Source organism: Chitinophaga sedimenti (genome assembly GCF_023156195.1).
GTDB classification, from domain to species: domain Bacteria; phylum Bacteroidota; class Bacteroidia; order Chitinophagales; family Chitinophagaceae; genus Chitinophaga; species Chitinophaga sedimenti.
In genome coordinates this window covers 3,708,676-3,728,127 of the sequence record NZ_JAKUKA010000001.1, presented here as the reverse complement: position 1 = coordinate 3,728,127, position 19,452 = coordinate 3,708,676, and the positions used below count along the sequence as shown (strand labels likewise).

18 protein-coding genes and 3 pseudogenes are annotated in these 19,452 nt (G+C 49.6%); 13 read left to right on the top strand and 8 right to left on the bottom strand.

What is annotated here, in order from left to right:
- Positions 1–232: 232 nt before the first annotated feature.
- The 8 genes from MKQ70_RS21285 to gatC all read right to left on the bottom strand — a co-directional run bounded on the left by MKQ70_RS21285 (position 233) and on the right by gatC (position 6,150).
- Positions 233–1,390 carry a FecR family protein gene (locus MKQ70_RS21285; RefSeq protein WP_248074201.1) on the bottom strand — a complete coding sequence of 386 codons (1,158 nt, stop codon included), beginning with the start codon at positions 1,388–1,390 and terminating at the stop codon, positions 233–235.
- Positions 1,391–1,461: 71 nt separating this feature from the next.
- Positions 1,462–2,046 carry an RNA polymerase sigma factor gene (locus MKQ70_RS21280; protein ID WP_248074200.1) on the bottom strand — a complete coding sequence of 195 codons (585 nt, stop codon included), beginning with the start codon at positions 2,044–2,046 and terminating at the stop codon, positions 1,462–1,464.
- A 136-nt stretch (positions 2,047–2,182) separates the two neighbouring features.
- On the bottom strand, positions 2,183–2,560 hold the full coding sequence (locus MKQ70_RS21275) for a hypothetical protein (RefSeq protein WP_248074199.1): 378 nt from the start codon (positions 2,558–2,560) through the stop codon (positions 2,183–2,185).
- Positions 2,557–3,039, bottom strand: coding sequence for a metallophosphoesterase family protein (locus MKQ70_RS21270; protein WP_248074198.1), 483 nt, complete (start codon positions 3,037–3,039; stop codon positions 2,557–2,559). Before MKQ70_RS21270 ends, MKQ70_RS21275 begins: the two co-directional genes overlap by 4 nt.
- Before the next feature lie 117 nt (positions 3,040–3,156).
- Complete coding sequence (gene tyrS, locus MKQ70_RS21265; RefSeq protein ID WP_248074197.1) at positions 3,157–4,443, bottom strand: tyrosine--tRNA ligase; 1,287 nt, start codon at positions 4,441–4,443, stop codon at positions 3,157–3,159.
- Between the two features lie 115 nt (positions 4,444–4,558).
- A complete protein-coding gene (locus MKQ70_RS21260) occupies positions 4,559–5,059 on the bottom strand; it encodes a cob(I)yrinic acid a,c-diamide adenosyltransferase (RefSeq protein WP_248074195.1) in 501 nt (166 codons plus the stop codon).
- 87 nt (positions 5,060–5,146) lie between these two features.
- Entirely contained in the window at positions 5,147–5,857 is a 711-nt protein-coding gene (locus tag MKQ70_RS21255; protein ID WP_248074193.1) for an ABC transporter ATP-binding protein, read from the bottom strand.
- Positions 5,858–5,859: 2 nt separating this feature from the next.
- Positions 5,860–6,150, bottom strand: a complete 291-nt coding sequence (gene gatC, locus MKQ70_RS21250; RefSeq protein WP_248074192.1) for an Asp-tRNA(Asn)/Glu-tRNA(Gln) amidotransferase subunit GatC — start codon at positions 6,148–6,150, stop codon at positions 5,860–5,862.
- Between the two features lie 170 nt (positions 6,151–6,320).
- On the opposite strand from gatC, the pseudogene trpS reads away from it, so the two are divergent.
- From trpS to MKQ70_RS21180, 13 genes and pseudogenes are all read left to right on the top strand, one after another.
- Positions 6,321–7,324: pseudogene (gene trpS, locus MKQ70_RS21240) on the top strand (tryptophan--tRNA ligase).
- Between the two features lie 27 nt (positions 7,325–7,351).
- Positions 7,352–7,984: a deoxynucleoside kinase gene (locus MKQ70_RS21235; protein WP_248074188.1), complete on the top strand. Its 633-nt coding sequence runs from the start codon at positions 7,352–7,354 to the stop codon at positions 7,982–7,984.
- A gap of 273 nt (positions 7,985–8,257) precedes the next feature.
- Positions 8,258–8,917, top strand: a complete 660-nt coding sequence (locus MKQ70_RS21230; RefSeq protein ID WP_248074186.1) for a hypothetical protein — start codon at positions 8,258–8,260, stop codon at positions 8,915–8,917.
- Positions 8,917–9,159 (top strand): hypothetical protein, encoded by a 243-nt coding sequence (locus MKQ70_RS21225; RefSeq protein WP_248074184.1) that lies wholly within the window; start codon positions 8,917–8,919, stop codon positions 9,157–9,159. The genes MKQ70_RS21230 and MKQ70_RS21225 overlap by 1 nt, the downstream gene beginning before the upstream one ends.
- Positions 9,122–10,843 (top strand): ComEA family DNA-binding protein, encoded by a 1,722-nt coding sequence (locus MKQ70_RS21220; RefSeq protein WP_248074182.1) that lies wholly within the window; start codon positions 9,122–9,124, stop codon positions 10,841–10,843. The genes MKQ70_RS21225 and MKQ70_RS21220 overlap by 38 nt, the downstream gene beginning before the upstream one ends.
- 811 nt (positions 10,844–11,654) lie before the next feature.
- Positions 11,655–12,680 (top strand): TonB-dependent receptor plug domain-containing protein, encoded by a 1,026-nt coding sequence (locus MKQ70_RS21215; protein ID WP_248074180.1) that lies wholly within the window; start codon positions 11,655–11,657, stop codon positions 12,678–12,680.
- Complete coding sequence (locus MKQ70_RS21210) at positions 12,614–14,617, top strand: TonB-dependent receptor domain-containing protein (protein WP_248074178.1); 2,004 nt, start codon at positions 12,614–12,616, stop codon at positions 14,615–14,617. The genes MKQ70_RS21215 and MKQ70_RS21210 overlap by 67 nt, the downstream gene beginning before the upstream one ends.
- 186 nt (positions 14,618–14,803) lie before the next feature.
- Positions 14,804–15,996: pseudogene (locus MKQ70_RS42540) on the top strand (SusD/RagB family nutrient-binding outer membrane lipoprotein).
- Positions 15,954–16,229: a SusD/RagB family nutrient-binding outer membrane lipoprotein gene (locus MKQ70_RS43865; RefSeq protein ID WP_308199110.1), complete on the top strand. Its 276-nt coding sequence runs from the start codon at positions 15,954–15,956 to the stop codon at positions 16,227–16,229. Before MKQ70_RS42540 ends, MKQ70_RS43865 begins: the two are co-directional and overlap by 43 nt.
- A 323-nt stretch (positions 16,230–16,552) precedes the next feature.
- A complete protein-coding gene (locus MKQ70_RS21195) occupies positions 16,553–16,864 on the top strand; it encodes a DUF3467 domain-containing protein (protein WP_372490012.1) in 312 nt (103 codons plus the stop codon).
- Between the two features lie 101 nt (positions 16,865–16,965).
- Positions 16,966–17,981: pseudogene (locus MKQ70_RS42535) on the top strand (Ldh family oxidoreductase).
- 73 nt (positions 17,982–18,054) lie between these two features.
- The gene (locus tag MKQ70_RS39085) at positions 18,055–18,243 is read left to right on the top strand and encodes a hypothetical protein (protein ID WP_282456637.1); all 189 of its coding nucleotides are present in this window, start codon (positions 18,055–18,057) and stop codon (positions 18,241–18,243) included.
- Positions 18,195–19,328 carry an aspartate kinase gene (locus tag MKQ70_RS21180; RefSeq protein ID WP_308199512.1) on the top strand — a complete coding sequence of 378 codons (1,134 nt, stop codon included), beginning with the start codon at positions 18,195–18,197 and terminating at the stop codon, positions 19,326–19,328. The genes MKQ70_RS39085 and MKQ70_RS21180 overlap by 49 nt, the downstream gene beginning before the upstream one ends.
- Positions 19,329–19,452: the final 124 nt, after the last annotated feature.

Below are 19,452 nucleotides of genomic sequence, written 5' to 3'. Positions count from 1 at the left end.
GAAATATCAGTTGTTGATCCTGACTGTTGTGCTGGTAGTTCCCTGTTACTACATCAAATACTCACGTATAACATAGACCATTTCTTCTTTTTCTCACATCTGTTTATACTCCGCGTTCTTCCAAATAATAATAGACCGTAACACTTTGGTTACTTCCTGGAAACATAGATCACGATTCATTCCTTTAACTAACGCTTAATTGCGCGTGTATTTATAACTTCATATTGTGTCCTTATTGTGTGATGATGAGCTTTCTGCCTTCCAGGCGTGTATGTACGCCATTCTCCTCCAAAAATTCGAGGAAGGTTTCGAGCTTCACATTCTGGCTTAACCAGCCACCAAACTTACGTTCCGGCACAGCGCCTGCGAACGTTACGTCCACATCGAACCAGCGTTCTATCTGGCGCATCAGGCTGCGTACGTCGGTGGTGTTGAGTGAAAAGCGGCCGTCTTTCCAGGCGGTAATCTGTTTTACATCCGCACTGTTCACACTCATCTTAGCACCCTGCTCATGAATAGTCGCCATTTTACCCGGTTCCAGCATTACCTGTTCGTTACCGGTTTGTACACGGATGCTGCCTTTTACGAGCAACGCCTGGTGTAACGGCTCATTGTCGTACGCCATGATATTAAACTCTGTACCTAATACCTGTATCGTGCTGCGGGCCGACTTTACCACAAATGGTTTATCTGCATCCGGCGATACCGCGAAATAGGCTTCGCCGGTCAGTTCCACATCGCGTTCGCCACCCGTAAAGGAAGTCGGGAAACGCAGGGAGCTGGCGGCATTCAGCCAAACGGTAGTGCCATCGGACAGGACTACCTTAAATTGTTTACCGCGTGGCGTACTCAGGGTGTGATACACTACGGCCGCATTGCTGTTGGCAACATCATATTTAATGGTGCCGCCCTGCTGCTGCGCCCGCGTTTGCCCTTCGGCGATCACTTCCACCGGTTTTTCTTCCAGTTCTTTGGTGCTGCCGTCGCTCAACGTTAGCATTACTTTATTGGCGCCGGGTTCTGCACGTTCAACGGAACCTGTAGGAGCTTTACGTTGATCGGTATAAATTAGTGCCGCTGCGCCTACACCCAGCAGCAATGCTACGCTGGCTGCAATCGCCAATGCCCTGCGCGGTAGCCGGCGTACGGGGGCAGCCGGTTCTTCGATCGTATGAATCTTTTGCATCACAGCCTCCAGCAGCTCTACGTTTCCATGGGAGACATCCGGCGCCGATTGCGCCATTTCTGCGTACCTCTCCATTACACGCGTATATAACGGTTCATCCGCCTCACGGAGCAAACGGCTTAGTTCGGCCTGTTCTTCCGCAGAGCAGTTGTTGGAAATATATTTCTCCAGTAACGCGCTTATATGTTCGTACGTGCTAGTCATGAGCTATAGTAAGACTGTAGATTATCTAAAAAGAACACCTCTGAAATCAACTTTTTCTAAAAAAATTGACATCAACTTAAAAAAGTGAGTAGTAAAATGACAGGAATGTCCCAGTGGGCGTTATCTTTCAAGTATTTTTTGATGAATTGCACCGCTTCGTATAATTGTTTTTTTACCGCGAATTTGGTGATGTTCAACCGGGCGGCAATTTCATCGAGCGACAATCCCTCTTCTTTATGCAGGCCGTAAATCTGCCTTTTCCGGTCGGATAACAGGCCGATGGCTTTACGGGCTATGCCGTGATATTCAGCAAAAAGAAGATTGTCCTGCACTTCGGAATGATGGGTGCCCTGGTGTAGGCCCAGCTGATCGAGCGCCACCCGTTGCCGCGATTGTTCGGTACGCAGGTCCGATAAGCGGTTGCGGGCCATCATAAATAAATATGCCTGTATGGAACGAACGGAAGTAAGGGTTTCGCGGCGCAGCCAGAGTTTCACAAAAATGTCCCGGATAATTTCATTTGTGTCCGGCTCGGAGAAGCCGCTGAGGGGAAATACAAATAGATACAGTTTCGGCTGATACCGGTGATATACATTGGCAAAAGCCTCTTCATCTCCCTCGGAGAGCCGTTGGAGAAGCGCAGACTCAGATGTCATATGATCCATACTGTTCTCACTAAATTAACCCGCTGTACTTCCTGCGCGATGTTACAAAAACGGCTGACGAATACTCACGCGGCTTCGCTCAGCCCGGATGAAGGTTGCGTGTAAATGTACGTCAAAACAATGCAAATTACAATTTGGAAGCATGCTTGCCCGCCCGGACGCGGGTGGAGTTCACCGGTTCTTTTTGATCCGGATTTACCTGCCAGGTAAGTACTTCGCCGGTTTTCAGCACTTCTACCACGCGGTAGCCATGGTAGGCCGTGCCCCAGTTGCCGCCCACGTGGCCGTCGAAGAAATAGTGCTTATTGCTTTTTTCTTTCACCCCGTCCTGGTCATGATCATGCCCATGGAAAACAGCCACCAGGTTTTCCTGTTTGGCAAACAGTGCCTGCAATTCGGGGCAGTCGATCCCATTGTCCGTCCATTTAAACGGCGTGATGTGCATAAACACGAACAGGCGTTTGTGTTTGGCATATTGCCCGAGCTTTTGAGCAGTCCAGGTCATATCGGGACAAACATACTTCCCCCGACATCCGCGGTGTTAAGGATGAGAAAGGCCGTATCACCCACCGTAAAATCGTGGTGCCAGCCATAGCCAAAGGACTGCTGCCAGTTGGTTTCGGGCACCTTATCGTGGTTGCCGTGCGTTACGTAGTAAGGCATCAGTAACTTGTCCCATGCGGTTTTTACGGCCGGGAAGAAGTCGGGGTTATCGTGAAACAGGTCGCCATTCACGACGGAAAAATCCAGTTTACGTTCCTTGTGCAGTTCATTCAGCAGGCCGGCCATTTGGGCGTGGTGCTGCTCAAACGGGGTGTTGGCCTGTCCATAATGGCCATCGCTCACCAGGGCAAAGCGCAGTACCACATCTTCTTTGCGTGGCAGGCGGAAATCTGTTGCGGCAAAGGCTTGCAAAGTATTACCCGCCCCGATCAGGAGCATGCTTTTCAGGGAATGGCCAAGGAATTTTCTTCTGGATATCATACGATGTATTGAAAGATATACTACAATTTACGCCAATGCGTCCTAATATCTTATCAACCTAATAAAAAACGCTCCCCGGGCCGGAGAGCGTTCTTAAAAAAGTAAGCTGGTAGCAGGTTATACCACTTTTACTAATATGTTATTTTTCTTCCCTTTCTGGAAGAGGATGTATTTGCCGTTAATGAGCGCTTCGCCGGTGATCTTGATATCTACCGTGCCCACTTTGGTATTGTTCATGCTAACCCCGCCACCCTGGATCATTTTCCGTGCTTCGCCCTTGCTGGGGAATACTTTGGCATCGGCCAGGAAAGATACGATGTCTTTACCTGCAGCAATGTCCTCCGCGGTTACTTCTACCTGCGGAACACCCGCCATTTGTTGCAGCAGTTCTTCTTCGCTCATGGCCTTCAGCGCTTCCGCAGAAGGGCCTTTGCCAAACAATGTTTGCGTAGTCTGTTCCGCCCGGGCATAAGCATCGGCGCCGTGGATAAAGGTAGTTACCTCTTTGGCCAGGCGTTTTTGCAGGAACTTCAGGCCGCGGTCTTTATCATGTTCCGCGATAATCGCGTCAATTTCTTCTTTCGGGAGAAAGGTGAAGGTTTTGATGTACGACACTGCATCTTCGTCCGTGGTTTTAATCCAGAACTGGTAAAACTCGAAAGGCGATGTTTTGTTCGCATCGAGCCAGATGTTTCCGGATTCGGATTTGCCAAACTTGGTACCATCTGCCTTTTTCACGAGCGGACAGGTAAATGCGAAGGCTTCGCCGCCGGCTTTGCGGCGGATGAGCTCTGTACCGGTTACGATATTGCCCCATTGGTCGGAGCCGCCCATCTGCAGTTTAATATTTTTATGTTGATGCAACCAGTAGAAGTCATATCCCTGGATCAGCTGGTAGGTGAATTCAGTAAAGGACATGCCGTTATCACCTTCGAGGCGCTTTTTCACGGAGTCCTTGGACATCATATAATTTACAGTGATGTGTTTACCCACGTCGCGGATGAAATCCAGGAAGGTGAAGTCTTTGAACCAGTCAAAGTTATTCAGCATTTCGGCGGCGTTAGGTTTCGCCGGATCGAAATCCGAGAAGCGCTCCAGCTGTGCTTTAATACCGCGCTGGTTGATCAGCAGGGTTTCTGCATCCAGCATTTTTCTTTCTTCTGCCTTAAAAGAGGGGTCGCCCACCACGCCGGTAGCGCCGCCAACGAGCGCAAAGGGCTTATGTCCGGCCTTTTGCAGGTGTACCAGCAGCATAATGGGGACCAGGCTGCCCACGTGCAGCGAATCCGCTGTAGGATCAAAGCCGATATAGGCGGAGGTCATTTCTTTATTGAGTTGCTCCTCCGTTCCGGGCATCATATCCTGTATCATGCCCCGCCAGCGTAATTCTTCTATCAGGTTCATCTGTTCATTAAAATTTGTGCAAACGTACGGCATTTCGTCGAAAGATAACAGCAGCGCTACACCCTCGGCTTCCAGGGAATTTCGTTCACACCCAGCTCATGGGCCAGGAACCGGCTCAGCATAAAAGATAATCGCTTAAGCGGTTGAGGTATTTAAGCACCAGTGGCTCTAAGAACATGTCCTGCTCCTGCATGGCCACACACAACCTTTCGGCGCGACGGCAAACACAGCGCGCAATGTGTGCAGTGGATACAGCAACATGGCCGCCGGGGAGGATGAAGGACTTCATCGGCTCCAGCTGCGCGTCCATTCTGTCCATCGTATCTTCCAGCAGCTGCACGTCTGATTCATGCAGGTCGGGGATCTTCATTTTGGTGTCTTTATCCGGGTCGCAGGCCAGCGACGAGCCGATGGTGAACAGGCGGTCCTGTATTTCCTTCAGCATTACTTTCGTTTCCGGGTTAAAGGTATGATCGTTCACCAGGCCAATGTAGGAGTTGAGTTCGTCTACTGTGCCGTAGGTTTCAATACGGATGTGGCTTTTAGACACTTTCGTGCCGCCAATCAGCGAGGTCTTTCCTTTGTCGCCTGTTTTGGTATATATCTTCATGGCCATAATGGATGCGATTTCTGGCAAACCTACTATAAAAAACAAAAGGAGCCTTGTTGGCTCCTTTCTTTATGTTGATGTGTTACTTCGTCATTAATGTACACCCGCCAGCGCCCTGTTATTCAGCTTGTCGGACTCGATCAGTCCATCGCGCAGGCGTACTACGCGTAATGCGTGGTCGGCGATGTCTTCTTCGTGGGTTACCAGTACCACAGTATTACCGCCGGCATGGATGCGGCCGAAGATTTCCATGATCTCTACAGAGGTTTTGGTATCCAGGTTACCGGTGGGCTCATCCGCCAGTATCAGCGAAGGGTCGTTTACCAGGGCGCGGGCAATGGCCACGCGTTGGCACTGACCACCGGAAAGCTCGTTGGGTTTGTGTTTGTAACGTTGTCCCAAACCTACCTTTTCGAGCATCATCATGGCTTTTTCGTCGCGATCGCGTTTGTTGATGCCTGCGTAGATCAGGGGCACGGCTACATTTTCGAGGGCAGAGAGGCGCGGCATCAGGTTAAACTGCTGGAACACGAAGCCTATCTCCTTATTGCGCACCCGGGCCAGGGCGTCGTCTTCCATGGTGGATACGTCGTGGCCGCTGAGTACATATTTACCACCGGTGGGCGTATCGAGGCAGCCCAGAATATTCATCAGCGTGGATTTGCCGGAACCGGAAGGCCCCATCAGCGCGACGTATTCATTCTTCAGGATGTCGAGGGATACGCCTTTAAGCACAGGCAATTCATTTTTGCCGATGAAATAGCTTTTGATGATCTCTTCGAGATGTATAACTGCCTGTGACATAGTTACTTCTTAATTACTTTGGGTACTTTAAAATATTGATCGTCGGCCGAAGGTGCGTTTTTAAGGCCCTCTTCGCGGGTTATTACGGGTTTTACAATATCCTCACGCAGTACGTTCACATCGGAAGTCATGTGCAGCAGGGGAGCAACATTGGAGGTATCCAGTTCTCCCAGTTTTTCCACGAAGGTGATCATCCGCTGAAGATCTTCGCGAATGCCCACGCGCTCTTCTGCGGAGAATTCGAGCCGGGCAAGATTAGACAACTGCGCAATCAATGTGTCATTCACTTCCATAAAGTCAAATAAATAGAAAAATATTAAAATATTATTGGTAATTATGCTTATACCTCAAAAATAGGGATAAACGGTGACGTTCTTGTTACGGAAGATGCTTATATATTGTTAATTCCATAAAGAACGTCTAAACGGCTTGCTTCGTACTTTTTATTAATTTGCGGCCCAATATGGCAACTGGAAAAGAAATTGTAGTGAGTGGCATCCGGTCCACAGGCTACCTGCACCTCGGTAATTATTTCGGCGCGATCCGCAACTTCCTGCGCATGCAGGAGGAGTTTAACTGTTATTTCTTTGTAGCAGACTGGCATTCGCTGACCACGCATCCCGATCCGAAAGATCTGAGGGGTAATGTATATCGTGTGCTGGCGGAAAACATCGCTTCGGGTCTTGATCCGGAGAAGGTGACGTTGTATGCGCAGAGTGATCTGCCGGAGATCGCGGAGCTGTATTTGTTGCTGAATATGTTGGCGTATATGGGGAGCTGGAAAAGGTGCCTACGTTTAAAGACAAAGTACGCCAGAATCCTAATAATGTGAATGCCGGGTTGTTAACTTATCCAGTATTGATGTCTGCCGACATTTTGATTCATCGTGGGGTGAAAGTACCTGTAGGTAAAGACCAGGAGCAGCATCTTGAAATGGCGCGCAACTTCGCAGGCAGGTTCAACAGCCGTTACGGCGAATTGTTTCCCGAGCCAATGGCCTTTAACTATGGCGATAACCTGATTAAAATACCGAGTCTCGATGGCGCCGGCAAAATGAGCAAAAGCGAAAACGAAATGTCTACGCTGTATCTTGCCGATACTGACGAATTGATTCGCAAAAAAGTAATGAGAGCCAAAACGGACAGCGGGCCTACCGAACCCGGTACACCTATGCCCGATTATATAGAAAACCTGTTCCTGCTCATGAAGCTGGTTTCGGCACCGGATACCGTAAAATTCTTTGAAGACGCATATAATGGCGCTTCTATACGTTATGGTGATATGAAAAAACAAATGGCGGAAGATATGGTGAACTTTATTGCGCCTATCCGCGAAAAAGCGAAAGCAATACAGGAGGACAGCGAGTACCTTCAGAAAGTACTGAAGCAGGGCGCTGAAAAAGCCCGTGAGAGTGCGTCTAAAACCATCGCGGAGGCCCGTCGTTTGATCGGTATCCATTACTATTAATTCAATCATCACTATTCCCCCATATGCATGGCAAAAAATAAGATCAGGCACATCGCCGTGGCCGGCAATATCGGCGCCGGTAAAACTACACTTACTGAAATGCTGGCAAAGCATTACCGGTGGACGGCAGAATTCGAGGACGTGGAGCACAACCCGTACCTGAACGACTTTTATGAAGACATGCCCCGCTGGTCTTTTAACCTGCAGATTTACTTCCTGCACAGCCGCCTCAAGCAGCTGGTGGAGATACAACATGGCCGTGATGTGGTGATCCAGGACCGCACCATTTACGAAGATGCGCAGATCTTCGCGCCCAACCTGTATGAAATGGGGTTGATGACGAAGCGCGACTTCGACAACTACTTCAACTTTTTCGAAACGTTAAAGAGCATGGTGCGTCCGCCCGATTTGCTGATTTACCTGCAGGCATCTGTACCTACCCTGGTAGCGCAGATCCAGAAACGTGGCCGTGAGTACGAAGAAAACATCCGGCTCGATTACCTCAAACGCCTCAACGAATACTACAACGCCTGGATCGAAAAATACAAGGAAGGTCCTTTGTTGATCATAGACGTAGATAAAAATAAATTTCCGGAAAATGAGCAACATCTGGGTGAAATCATCTCCCGCATTGATGCCGAGCTGTTCGGTCTTTTTTAATTTTTTTGTTGATAGATTTTGTGCTACCTTAATTGTAGCGCATCTGGATTCTCCAGTTTAGCCAGATAGACATTTTATAAGTGCGTTTGTTTCCCATTCCCTGCGCATTGTTTTTAACCCGCAGTTAGCCCACTGCATAAATTTTTCTTTTACTTTCTGATGAAAAACCTTTTATGGTGTTGCGTGTGCATGGCATGCGTACAACTCGTTTTTGCGCAAAGCGCAGATCCGTGACTTCCCGCGTATCACGGCACGTCATTTTCTCCTTCGAACATGGTATCCAGGCCGGCGGTATTACCGCAGGTAAAATCACCGTTAGCCGGTGTGCAGGCCTTTGAACAATTTATGTTGAAGGAGTTGCGAGCTTATACCTTGTTTGCCGTTATTCCCTCGGCTACGGGCGCTTTTGGATGCCTGTTGATGAGCAGTGGCAGTGTCTTGTATGGCGCACAGCGTTACGGTCTGGCTTATGGCCGGTCATTGGGCGAAAAGCTCAATATCGGTTTGGGATTCGACTACTTCTCAGAACGGGCGCAAGGTTATGAGAAGATGCAGTCGGTCGCAGTGAATGGTGGTCTGCTCGTACATTTAACGCGGCAGGTACACGCCGGCTTCCATCTTTTTTATCCGGTTGATGTGTGGCTTCCATTACAGTATCTCGCCGGCCTGGCTTATGATGCTTCTCAACAGTGTCGCTTAAACATTGAATTGCGCAAAACGGGGGATGCGCCGCCTGTTGCGGCATGTTCGTTAGAGTACAGCCCATTGCGGCAGTTCAGTTGTATGATTGGGTTAGCGACGCAGCCACAGCTGCATTACATGGGCATCGTTTGTCGCAAAGGACAGATCAGCGCGGGTGTGACCGGCAGTTATCACCCGCAGTTAGGCATCACTCCAAACCTGATGATCGTATGGCAGCAAAAGCCGGAGTAATGTTAATGGCATGCCTGGTGTGGACAGGTATCCTGTACGCGCAGGAGGAATTGCAGCAGGAAATACAGGCAGCGATGGAATTACAGGCAGAAGAAGGTGTGCCGGTAGAGGATGATGCGCAATGGCAACTGCTACAATCGTATTTAAAGCATCCCCTGGATTTGAACCGTGCGGACGAGGGGGATTTGCAGGCGATGGGCGTATATGACGCCGTTGCAGGTCACGTCGTTCCTGCAGTATAGAGAGGGCTGTGGCGCCTTGCGAAGTATTTATGAACTGCAGGCGGTGCCAGGTTGGGACCTCCCGTTAATCCGACGTTTAATTCCCTACATCCGGGCGGGTGATGAGGGCAATGTCATGGAGTATGGGCGAAGAGGCGAGCACTCGGTATTGTGGCGCCATACACATCCTCCGCGTATGCCGGATGGGTATGAAGGTAGTAGCGATAAATTAATGTTCCGTTACCGTTACAGCCTGCCGGGCCATGCCAGCTGGGGCGTTACGGCTGAGAAGGATGCTGGTGAACAGTTTTTCGGCGGTGCACAGAAGAAAGGCTTTGATTTTTACAGTGCACATTTATTTGCGGCGAAGGTGAAGGGGATATACGCATTGGCATTAGGCGATTATGTGGTGAACATCGGGCAGGGTTTAATACAATGGCATTCAATGGCGCTGGGTAAAGGTTCTTCGGTGATGCAGGTAAAGCGGGAGGGTGAAGTATTGCGGCCTTATACTTCGGCGGGTGAATATTATTTCTTTCGTGGCGCGGGCATCACGTTAAAGTATAAACGATGGGCTGTTACAACGTTTACATCCTATCGTAAGCTGGACGCCAGTGCGGATAGTACAGGCATATCCGCGCTATTGGTCACTGGTTATCATCGGGATAGTGCGGAGCTAAGCAAACGTAATCGTGTGCGTTTGTTCACTGCAGGAGCTTGCCTGCAATATCATATGCCTGATGGGCATGTTGGTATTAATGTGGTCACGCATCGGTTGTCTGCGAATTTATTACCGGAAACCACTTTGTACGGGAAGTTTGCGATGACCGGTAGTAACATTATGAATGCGAGTGTCGATTACACGAAAGGGTATCGTAATGTGCATTTGTTCGGAGAACTTGCGATAAATAGCAGTGGGCAATGGGCGGGGGTGCAGGGAGTGCTGGCGAGTGTGGGGCCGCAGGTGGATGTGTCGCTGGTGTACAGGCGGTTTGCGCGGGCTTATACGGCGCTTTATCCGAATGCTTTTGCTGCCAATTCCAAACCGGTAAATGAAAGTGGTTTATATATGGGATTATCGTTAAAACCCGCCCCTCGTTGGGAAGTGTCGGCATATACTGACCTTTGCCGGTTTCCGTGGTTAAAATATCGCGTGAATGCGCCGGGTACTGCGATGGATGCATTGGTGTTGGCGGTCTGGCGGCCATCGAAGCAGGTGGAAACGAGTTGGAGATATACCTGGCGGGAGCAGGGATTGAATGAAACGGGGATGGCGGCCTTGCCTTATGTGGGACGGGTGCGGACGGAGAACCTGCGTTGGCATACGGAGATGAAAGTGGGGGCAAACTGCACATGGCGGGCGAGGGTAGAGGTGAACCGGCGGGAGAGAGAGACGGCCACCGCACATGGTTGGCTCGCATACCAGGAATGTCAGTGGCGGCTCACTGGTACGCCTTTCCGGCTCGGTGGTCGTGTGACGCGCTTCGATGTACAGGGAGAAGGCAACGGTCTTTATGCATCCGAAAACGGGCTGTTGTACGATTATGCAGTGTCCCGTTTTTCGGGAAGCGGATGGCAATGGTACCTGAATGTCCAGTATCGTTTATCGAAAGCGGTGACGTGTTGGTTTCGTATACATCAAACTTCGGAACAACGAGTCAGGCAACCATTGTTATGGCAATGGCAGGTGATCGGGCGTTGGTGAATAAAACCGTTGAAATACTGGTCGGTAGTGGACTTACATGAACGGCTCGCCACCCGGCGTATTTTCGCCAGAAACGTCTGGTTCTAAAGGCCATCTCCCTGCGATTTAAGGAAATTATGCTTTTTTAAGATGGTATTCTTAATCATCTTAACACATAAATTCCTTGTTGCTAAAGGCTTATCATTACGTGTAACACTGGTACTCCTTATTAATGCTAAAGGTTAACATAAGTTTAACTAAATTTTTTTCTGTAGATAAAAAATTGCTACATTGTGTATGTCAACCAAAATCTAAATCTTCTATGAGAAAGACACCAATCTTTTTCACCATGTTTGTGGTGAGCATCGATCTGGCTTACGTCCAATGCAGCCAGAGGATTAGAAAAACCGAACAAAGGCGCTATAGCTCGTCCGTCATCAGCATCAATTCAAAATTGCAGTAATACTGTTAGCCAAAATCATCAGCGCAAATCTGTATATACAATACCATTAGCCAGTAACCAAAAGAACTCAACAGGCCGTTTCCGTTTTAGTGATAGAAAAATGTGCTCCTGTGAATTTGTATATGACAATTTAGACAAGGCAATGATCCGTGCCCGTTGTTGGGGGCATATAATCGATTTTTAACCATTAAATCAAGCGCACGTAACCGATATTATTTCGAGGAAAGCGGTTTCCTCCCGCATTAAGTATAGTCATCCAAAATCTGAATTTTTTATATCATCCAAAATCTGAATCTCAATGAAGAAGGCGTTACTCCTTTTCACCATGCTCATGGTGGGTATCGGCCTGGTTTTCGCACAAAAACGCCAGTGTCGGGTACGGTAACCGGGGAAGATGGAGCTCCCATCCCGTTTGCCACAATTCAAATCAAAGGGACCACGAGCGGTACGACCGCCGATCAAAACGGACAATTTACCATCGAGGCTGCGCCCGATGCAGTGCTGGTTATCCGCAGTGTTGGTTATTCCACTAAAGAAATCAGCACAGGTACATCCGCCCGCGTTGCTGTCACGCTGCTCTCCGATGCAACAGGGCTGCAGGAAGTGGTCGTTACGGCGCTGGGTGTTCAGCGCAAAAAGAATGAACTGCCGTACTCCGCACAAAGCGTGCGCGGAGAAGACATCAGTAAAACCCGCGACGCGAATTTTGTGAACTCATTGTCGGGCAAAGTGTCCGGCCTCGAAATTCGCCGGAACAACAGCATGGGTGGTTCTACCAACATCGTGTTGCGTGGCGCCAAGTCCCTGTTGTACAGTAACCAGGCGTTGTTCGTGGTCGACGGTGTGCCCGTGGATAATTCCAACACCAACGACAACAACCAGACCACCGGTCGTGGTGGATATGACTTCGGTAACGCGGCGGCAGACATCAACCCGGACGATATTGAATCGCTTAACGTGCTGAAGGGCGCCGCTGCGGCAGCGCTCTATGGCTCACGGGCAGCCAACGGGGTGGTGATGATCACGACTAAACGGGGCTCCCGCGGTGTTGGCGTTACCGTAAATGCTGGTGTTAATTGGGGACTTGTTGATAAAAGCACTTTCCCCAAATACCAGACGAGATATGGTGCAGGCTACAACCCTGTCACGCTCTATGAATCGCCCGATGGCTTTTTCCTGTACCGCGACATGAATGGTGACGGCACCAAAGATCTTGTAGTGCCATTAAGTGAAGATGCCTCTTTCGGAAAAGAATTCGATCCTGCATTAATGGTCTACGATTGGACAAGCCTTACACCCACGATGCCATCTTATGGAAAGCCGCGTCCATGGGTAGCGGGCAAAAACGATCCGCTTACTTTTTTGAGGACGCATTCTCTACCAGCAATAGTGTGATGGTCGACGGGGCAAACGACAAAGGATTCTTTAAACTCGGTTATACGAAGAATACAGAGAAAGGTATCCTGCCCAATAGTCGGATCAACAAAGATATTATCAACCTTGGTACTTCGTACAACATTACGCCGAAACTTACCGCCGGTGCTTCCATGAACTTTTCGCGTGTTAGAGGTACCGGTCGCTATGGTACTGGCTACGATTCTAAAAACGTAGCCACAAACTTCCGCCAGTGGTGGCAAACGAATGTCGACGTCAAAGAACAGAAAGAAGCCTACTTCGCAGAACGTAAAAATGCCACATGGAATTTTGCCAGTCCAACGAACCTGAACCCGATTTACTGGGACAATAACTACTTCGTTCGCTACGAAAACTATGAGAATGACGATCGCTTCCGCTACTTCGGCAATGTGAGTCTTACTTATCACATTACCGACTGGCTGGATGTACTGGGCCGTGTTTCGCTCGACTCTTACGACGAACAACAGGAGGAGAGAATGGCTAAGGGTAGTGTGGATGTATCCAACTATTCCCGCTATAACCGCACTTTCCGCGAGTATAACTACGACCTGATGGCGAACTTCAATAAAGATCTTTCCGAGGATTTTAATTTGAAAGCGCTCGCCGGTTTAAATATCCGCCGTACAAAAATTGAGTCGGTATTTGCGGAAACAAATGGAGGGCTTGTAATCGATCGCCTGTATTCCCTCGCGAACTCCCTCAATAGCATTGCGCCGCCGACAGAAACTTATTCCACGCTGGGTGTGGATGGTATCTTCGCCAGTGTAAGCCTGGGTTACAAGGGGTTCCTCTTCCTTGATCTGACAGGCCGCCGGGACGAATCATCGTCGCTGCCGGATAACAACAATACGTACTATTATCCTTCCGCTTCTCTCGGACTGTTGTTTTCCAAACTGCTGCCGGATGTAACCTGGCTTAGTTACGGTAAAGTGCGCGCCAACTATGCCGAAGTCGGCAATACTGCGCCGGCAAAAAGTTTGAAGGATACTTATGATAAACCGACCAGCTTCGATGCGATTACGCTATTCTCACTGCCACTCCGGAAGAACAACCCGGACCTGAAACCGGAAAGGACAAAGAGCTTTGAAACAGGGGTGGAACTGGCTTTTCTGGATCATCGCTTTGGGCTTGATGTTACTTATTACCGCCAGAACTCCACCGACCAGATATTTCCTGTCACCATTTCTTCCGCCACCGGTTACGAATCCAAGTTTGTGAATGCAGGTGACGTCGAGAATAAGGGTGTTGAGTTATCGGCATATGCCACGCCGGTGCGCACGACGGATTTTTCCTGGACGATTAATGTGAACTGGTCACGTAACCGCAACAAAGTATTGCGGCTGTTCGAAGATTCTAAAAACCTGCAGCTGGCCTCTTTTCCCGGAGGGGTTACACTGAATGCCGCGCTGGATGAGCCGTATGGAACTATCCGCGGTCGTAATTTCGTGTACAATGAAAAGGGACAGAAGCTGGTGGATGACGATGGCTTCTATCAACGTACCCCGGGCGCGAACGAAATTATCGGGAATGTAAACCCCGACTGGATCGGTGGTATTGGCACCACGCTTCGCTACAAAGGTTTTACGCTCGGTGCTTTGGTGGATGTGCGTAAGGGAGGCGACGTGTTCTCGCTCGATATGTATTATGGTCTCGCCACCGGTTTACTGGCCGAAACCGCGGGCAATAACGAACTTGGAAAACCTGTTCGCAGTGCCGCCGCAGAAGATGGTGGAGTTATTTTTCCGGGTGTGGACGACGAAGGTAAAGTCAATGATAAGCGCGTAACCGTGGGATACGGTACCCTCGGCTACAGCAGAAATCCGACTGCAGCTTTTGTGTACGACGCGAGTTATGTAAAACTGCGTGAATTGTCGCTCACTTATAGTTTCCCCCAGGTGTTGATGGCCGAGGATTAAAGGCATAAAGGGGATCGATGTATCCCTGCTGGGCCGTAATCTCTGGATCATTCACAAAAACCTGCCATATGCGGATCCCGAAGACAACCTGAGCTCGGGTAACCTCCGGGGATACCAGGTGGGCAGTTATCCTACCACCCGCAATATTGGCTTTAACCTGAAACTAAGATTCTAAAACTGACGATCATGAGAAAGCTTATCATATTCATCGGGATTGTTACGCTGGCTGCCTGCAGCAAAGACCTTACCGGTCTGAATGACGATCCCAAGAACCCGACCGATGTGCCGTCGTATACCCTCTTCTCCAATGCGCAGAAGAACCTCGCGAACGTGATGACTACACCCAGCGTGAATATCAATATCTTCCGGCTACTCTCCCAACAATGGGCGCAAACGACTTATACCGACGAAAGTCGTTACGACCTTGGCACCCGAAACATTCCGCAAACCTTCTGGAATACGATTTATCGCGACGTATTAGCCGATTTGCAGGAGGCTAAAAAGTTGGTCATCGCCGATGCCGGCTACAGTGACGAAAAGGAACGCCGGAACGAACTGGCCATTGCCGATGTAATGCAGGTGTATGCCTTTTCGGTGTTAGTGGCCACTTTTGGAGACGTCCCATACTCCAGGTCGCTGGATTATACTGTTGGTGCACCGGAATACGACAAACAGGCGGATATAGTCTCCGACCTCATTCTTCGTCTGGATTCCTCCATTGCAGCGATGGACGTGTCGGTTGCCAGTTATGATGACGCCGATATCGTTTACGGGGTGAAGTCGAAGACTGGAAGCGTTTCGCCAACACCTTGAAATTAAAACTCGGCATTCTGCTTGCCGATGTCGACGCCGCCAAGGCAAAGAGCACTATAGAAAGTGCCTGGGCCGGTGCATTTACAGAAAATAGCCATAATGCAACGTTTAAGTATTTGTCGGTGCCCCCTAATACCAATCCGGTGTGGGTAGAATTGATCCAGAGCAATCGTAACGACTTTGTGGCGGCTAATACCATGGTGGATATTATGAATGCCCGGAGTGATCCCCGCCGGCAATACTATTTCAGTTCGGTAGATGGCAGTAATTACCTCGGCGGTATTTACGGTTCCGGTAACTCGTACGACTCTTACTCACATGCTTCCGCGAAAATCACCGAGCCGTCGTTTGAAGGATTGTTCCTCGACTACGCGGAAGTTGAATTTATATTGGCAGAAGCCGTTGAAAGAGGGTTTAACGTTGGCGGAACCGCGGCCTCCCACTACAATAAGGGAGTAACTGCCTCCGTAACTTACTGGGGTGGGACGGACGCTATTGCCCAGCATATTTGCTACAGGCAAATGTGGCGTACGCCACCGCTCCCGGTAACTGGAAAGCTAAAATAGGTATACAGCAATGGCTGGCCTACTACAACCGGGGCTTCGATGCCTGGGTGGAATGGCGTCGCCTTGACGCGCCGGTTTTTAATATCCCCGACGGGTTGAAGGCGACGGATATTCCGATGCGTTATACGTACCCGGTCACGGAGCAGAATATTAATACGGTCAACTACGATAAGGCATCGGTATCCGTCGGTGCCGACGAAGTCGGCATCAAGTTATTCTGGGACCGTTTCTGAACTATTTTCCGGATGATGGTATAGATGATTCAGATTCCGATTTTGATTGACACTTTCGATCATCTATTGGCAGGCCCTCGGTAGAGGGCTTGCCTCGTTCGCGGAAATGCTTACTGGCAAGGGGCTTTAACATTGCCTTAACTTTTTTCAGCAGCAGATGAACAAATTGGTTTAAATTGGAAAATTGACAACCAAAATATCGATCGTTTATGATAATCTAACCAGGGAGCCGGATGCTATTTTAATGCATCAGCATCTCTTTCGAAAAAAGAGGCCTCAAATCCGGGGTCTCTTTTTTACTTTTGTGCTTTCTTAAACTGTACATGATGGAAAATCAAAATGAGCAGCAACTCAATATTGAGCTGACTGAAGAAGTGGCGGACGGTACATATGCGAACCTGGCGATCATTACACATTCGCCTACTGAATTTGTGCTGGACTTCATCAATGTAATGCCGGGCTTGCCGAAGGCAAGGGTTAAATCCCGGATGATACTGGCGCCTCAGCATGCCAAAAGGCTGATGAAAGCGCTGATAGACAATGTGAAAAAATACGAGGCTGCACATGGTACCATCCAGGATGGTGAGCCTGTATCTGTGCCGTTAAATTTTGGCGGTCCTACAGCACAAGCCTGATTATCATATATTTAAAGCAAGAAGGAAACGTTATTCGACCGAATGGACCAGCTTTTTCTTACGATCATCTTCGATCCTTTACACGCGACGTATTCCTGAAAATGGGTTGTTCCCAGGCGCATGCCGATCTTGCCAGCGAGGTGTTGGTGTCGGCAGACTTGCGAGGCGTAGATTCCCACGGTGTGGCCCGGCTTTCCGGATACATTCGCCTGTGGGAAGCCGGCCGTATTAATCCTACACCCAATATCCGCATCGTACACGAAACGCCCAGCACGGCAGTAGTGGACGGTGACGGTGGTCTGGGGCTCGTAGTAGCCCCCTTCGCCATGCAGGTGGCGATTGATAAAGCCCGCAACGTGGGTAGCGGTTGGGTGAGCGTGAAACATTCCAACCACTTCGGGATTGCCGGCTACCATGCCATGAAGGCGTTGGAGCATGATATGATCGGTATGGCCATGACCAATGCCAGTCCCCTGGTGGCGCCGACTTTTGCGAAGGAAAGGATGCTGGGTACCAACCCTATCGCGGTGGCGATCCCGGCAGGTGAGCAGCCCCCTTCGTGGCCGACTTTGCTACAACGACCGCAGCCAACGGTAAACTGGAAATTCTCCAGCGCAAAGATCAGGAGACGCCAACCGGCTGGGTGCAGGACAAGGAAGGAAATACATCCACTAATCCGCACGAGCTGAAATCTGGTGGAGCGCTGCTCCCCCTCGGCGGCGACCGTGAGCACGGCAGCCATAAAGGATATTGCCTGGGCGCCGTTGTGGATATCTTTTCCGCGGTACTGTCCGGAGCAAATTATGGTCCGTGGGCGCCGCCATTTGTAAGTTTTTTACCTTTGCCTCCCAATCCGGTAGGTGAAGGGTTAGGGCACTTCTTTGGCGCCATGCGTGTGGATGCTTTCCGCCCGGCGGATGAGTTTAAGACGCACATGGATACATGGATCAGCCGTTTTCGCAGTACAGTACCTGTGAGCGAAGAGCAGCCGGTGCTGATTCCCGGTGATCCGGAACGGGAGATGGCGGCGGAACGTATCCATTCCGGTATTCCTTTATTGTTACCAGTGGTAAAGGATTTGAGGGAGGTCGCCACTAAATTTGAACTTGATTTCTAAGTAATACATAGATAGCTGATAAAAAATGAAAATTTTAAAATTTGGCGGTACCTCAGTTGGTAAACCTGAGCGTATGCATGCCGTAGCAAAGTTGATCACTGCAGACCAGGACCCCAAAATCGTGGTACTGTCTGCCTTATCGGGCACCACAAACGCCCTCGTGGAAATTGGCCAGTCACTTTCCGAGGGTAAAAGGACCAGGCGAAGCAGCAGATCGACAAGCTGGAGGCGCATTACCGCGCTTTCTGCAATGAGCTGGTAAAGCAACCTGCAGGACAGGCTGCCGCCAAAGCTATCGTTGATGAGCATTTCGAGTTCCTGAACATCATCCTCAAAATCTCTTTCAACGAGGCACTTAACAAAGATCTTCTGGCGCAGGGCGAACTATTGTCTACGAAGCTGTTCTGCGTATTCCTCGAGGAGGCAGGTGTGGAAGCCACGCTGGTGCCCGCGCTCGACTTCATGAGCATCGACGAATACGAGGAGCCGGAAATTCCCCGTATTAAAACGAAACTGTCTGCCCTGCTTGAAAAACACGGTAACAAAGGGGTTTTCGTTACGCAGGGTTATATTTGCCGCAACGCCAGAGGCGAAGTGGATAACCTGAAACGTGGCGGCAGTGATTACTCTGCTTCCCTGATCGGTGCAGCTATCCAGGCGAAGGAAGTGCAGATCTGGACAGATATCGACGGCATGCATAACAATGACCCTCGTGTAGTGAAAAAGACTTTCCCTATTGAGCAGTTGTCGTTCGACGAGGCAGCCGAGCTGGCATATTTCGGCGCCAAAATCCTGCATCCGGCCTCTATCTGGCCCGCGCAGCACTTCAATATTCCAGTGAAGCTGTTGAACACGATGCAGCCCGAAGCAAAGGGTACCATCATCACAGAATTGCCCAGTGGTGACGGTGCGAAAGCGATAGCTGCAAAAGATGGCATCATTGCGATCAAGATCAAGTCCAGCCGTATGCTGCTGGCTTACGGCTTCCTGCGTAAAATCTTCGAAGTGTTCGAAAAATACCGCACGCCAATCGACATGATCACCACTTCAGAAGTGGCAGTTTCCATTACTATCGATAACCAGACGCATCTCGATCAGATACTGAAAGAGTTACAGCCCTTCGGTACCGTTGAGCTGGACCATCACCAGGCAATCGTTTCGATCGTTGGTAACGAGGTGGCAGCTACCCCGTCCATCCTGAAGAAACTGTTCGATTGCCTGAACGAAGTGCCTTTACGTATGATTTCGTACGGCGGCAGCAGGCATAACATTTCCATCCTGGTGGGCGGTCAGTATAAAGATAAAACCCTGCAGTTGCTGAACAAAGGCTTGTTCAACCTCGAGTAATCGTTTAAAATATTTTCCCGATGCCGTAGTAACCTGGTTGCTACGGCATTTTTGTGTAATAGCATTGTTGTCGCTGCAGTGAGCGAAGCACTGCGGCTGAAATAGGAAACAAAAGCTGGTGGCA

Excerpts from the sequence above, each read along its gene's own strand:
- MKQ70_RS21285 (WP_248074201.1), bottom strand. The coding sequence starts at position 1,390 with ATGACTAGCACGTACGAACATATAAGCGCGTTACTGGAGAAATATATT.
- MKQ70_RS21280 (WP_248074200.1), bottom strand. The coding sequence starts at position 2,046 with ATGACATCTGAGTCTGCGCTTCTCCAACGGCTCTCCGAGGGAGATGAA.
- MKQ70_RS21275 (WP_248074199.1), bottom strand. The coding sequence starts at position 2,560 with ATGACCTGGACTGCTCAAAAGCTCGGGCAATATGCCAAACACAAACGC.
- MKQ70_RS21270 (WP_248074198.1), bottom strand. The coding sequence starts at position 3,039 with ATGATATCCAGAAGAAAATTCCTTGGCCATTCCCTGAAAAGCATGCTC.
- tyrS (WP_248074197.1), bottom strand. The coding sequence starts at position 4,443 with ATGAACCTGATAGAAGAATTACGCTGGCGGGGCATGATACAGGATATG.
- MKQ70_RS21260 (WP_248074195.1), bottom strand. The coding sequence starts at position 5,059 with ATGGCCATGAAGATATATACCAAAACAGGCGACAAAGGAAAGACCTCG.
- MKQ70_RS21255 (WP_248074193.1), bottom strand. The coding sequence starts at position 5,857 with ATGTCACAGGCAGTTATACATCTCGAAGAGATCATCAAAAGCTATTTC.
- gatC (WP_248074192.1), bottom strand. The coding sequence starts at position 6,150 with ATGGAAGTGAATGACACATTGATTGCGCAGTTGTCTAATCTTGCCCGG.
- MKQ70_RS21235 (WP_248074188.1), top strand. The coding sequence starts at position 7,352 with ATGGCAAAAAATAAGATCAGGCACATCGCCGTGGCCGGCAATATCGGC.
- MKQ70_RS21230 (WP_248074186.1), top strand. The coding sequence starts at position 8,258 with ATGGTATCCAGGCCGGCGGTATTACCGCAGGTAAAATCACCGTTAGCC.
- MKQ70_RS21225 (WP_248074184.1), top strand. The coding sequence starts at position 8,917 with ATGTTAATGGCATGCCTGGTGTGGACAGGTATCCTGTACGCGCAGGAG.
- MKQ70_RS21220 (WP_248074182.1), top strand. The coding sequence starts at position 9,122 with ATGACGCCGTTGCAGGTCACGTCGTTCCTGCAGTATAGAGAGGGCTGT.
- MKQ70_RS21210 (WP_248074178.1), top strand. The coding sequence starts at position 12,614 with ATGGGTAGCGGGCAAAAACGATCCGCTTACTTTTTTGAGGACGCATTC.
- MKQ70_RS21195 (WP_372490012.1), top strand. The coding sequence starts at position 16,553 with ATGATGGAAAATCAAAATGAGCAGCAACTCAATATTGAGCTGACTGAA.
- MKQ70_RS39085 (WP_282456637.1), top strand. The coding sequence starts at position 18,055 with ATGCATGCCGTAGCAAAGTTGATCACTGCAGACCAGGACCCCAAAATC.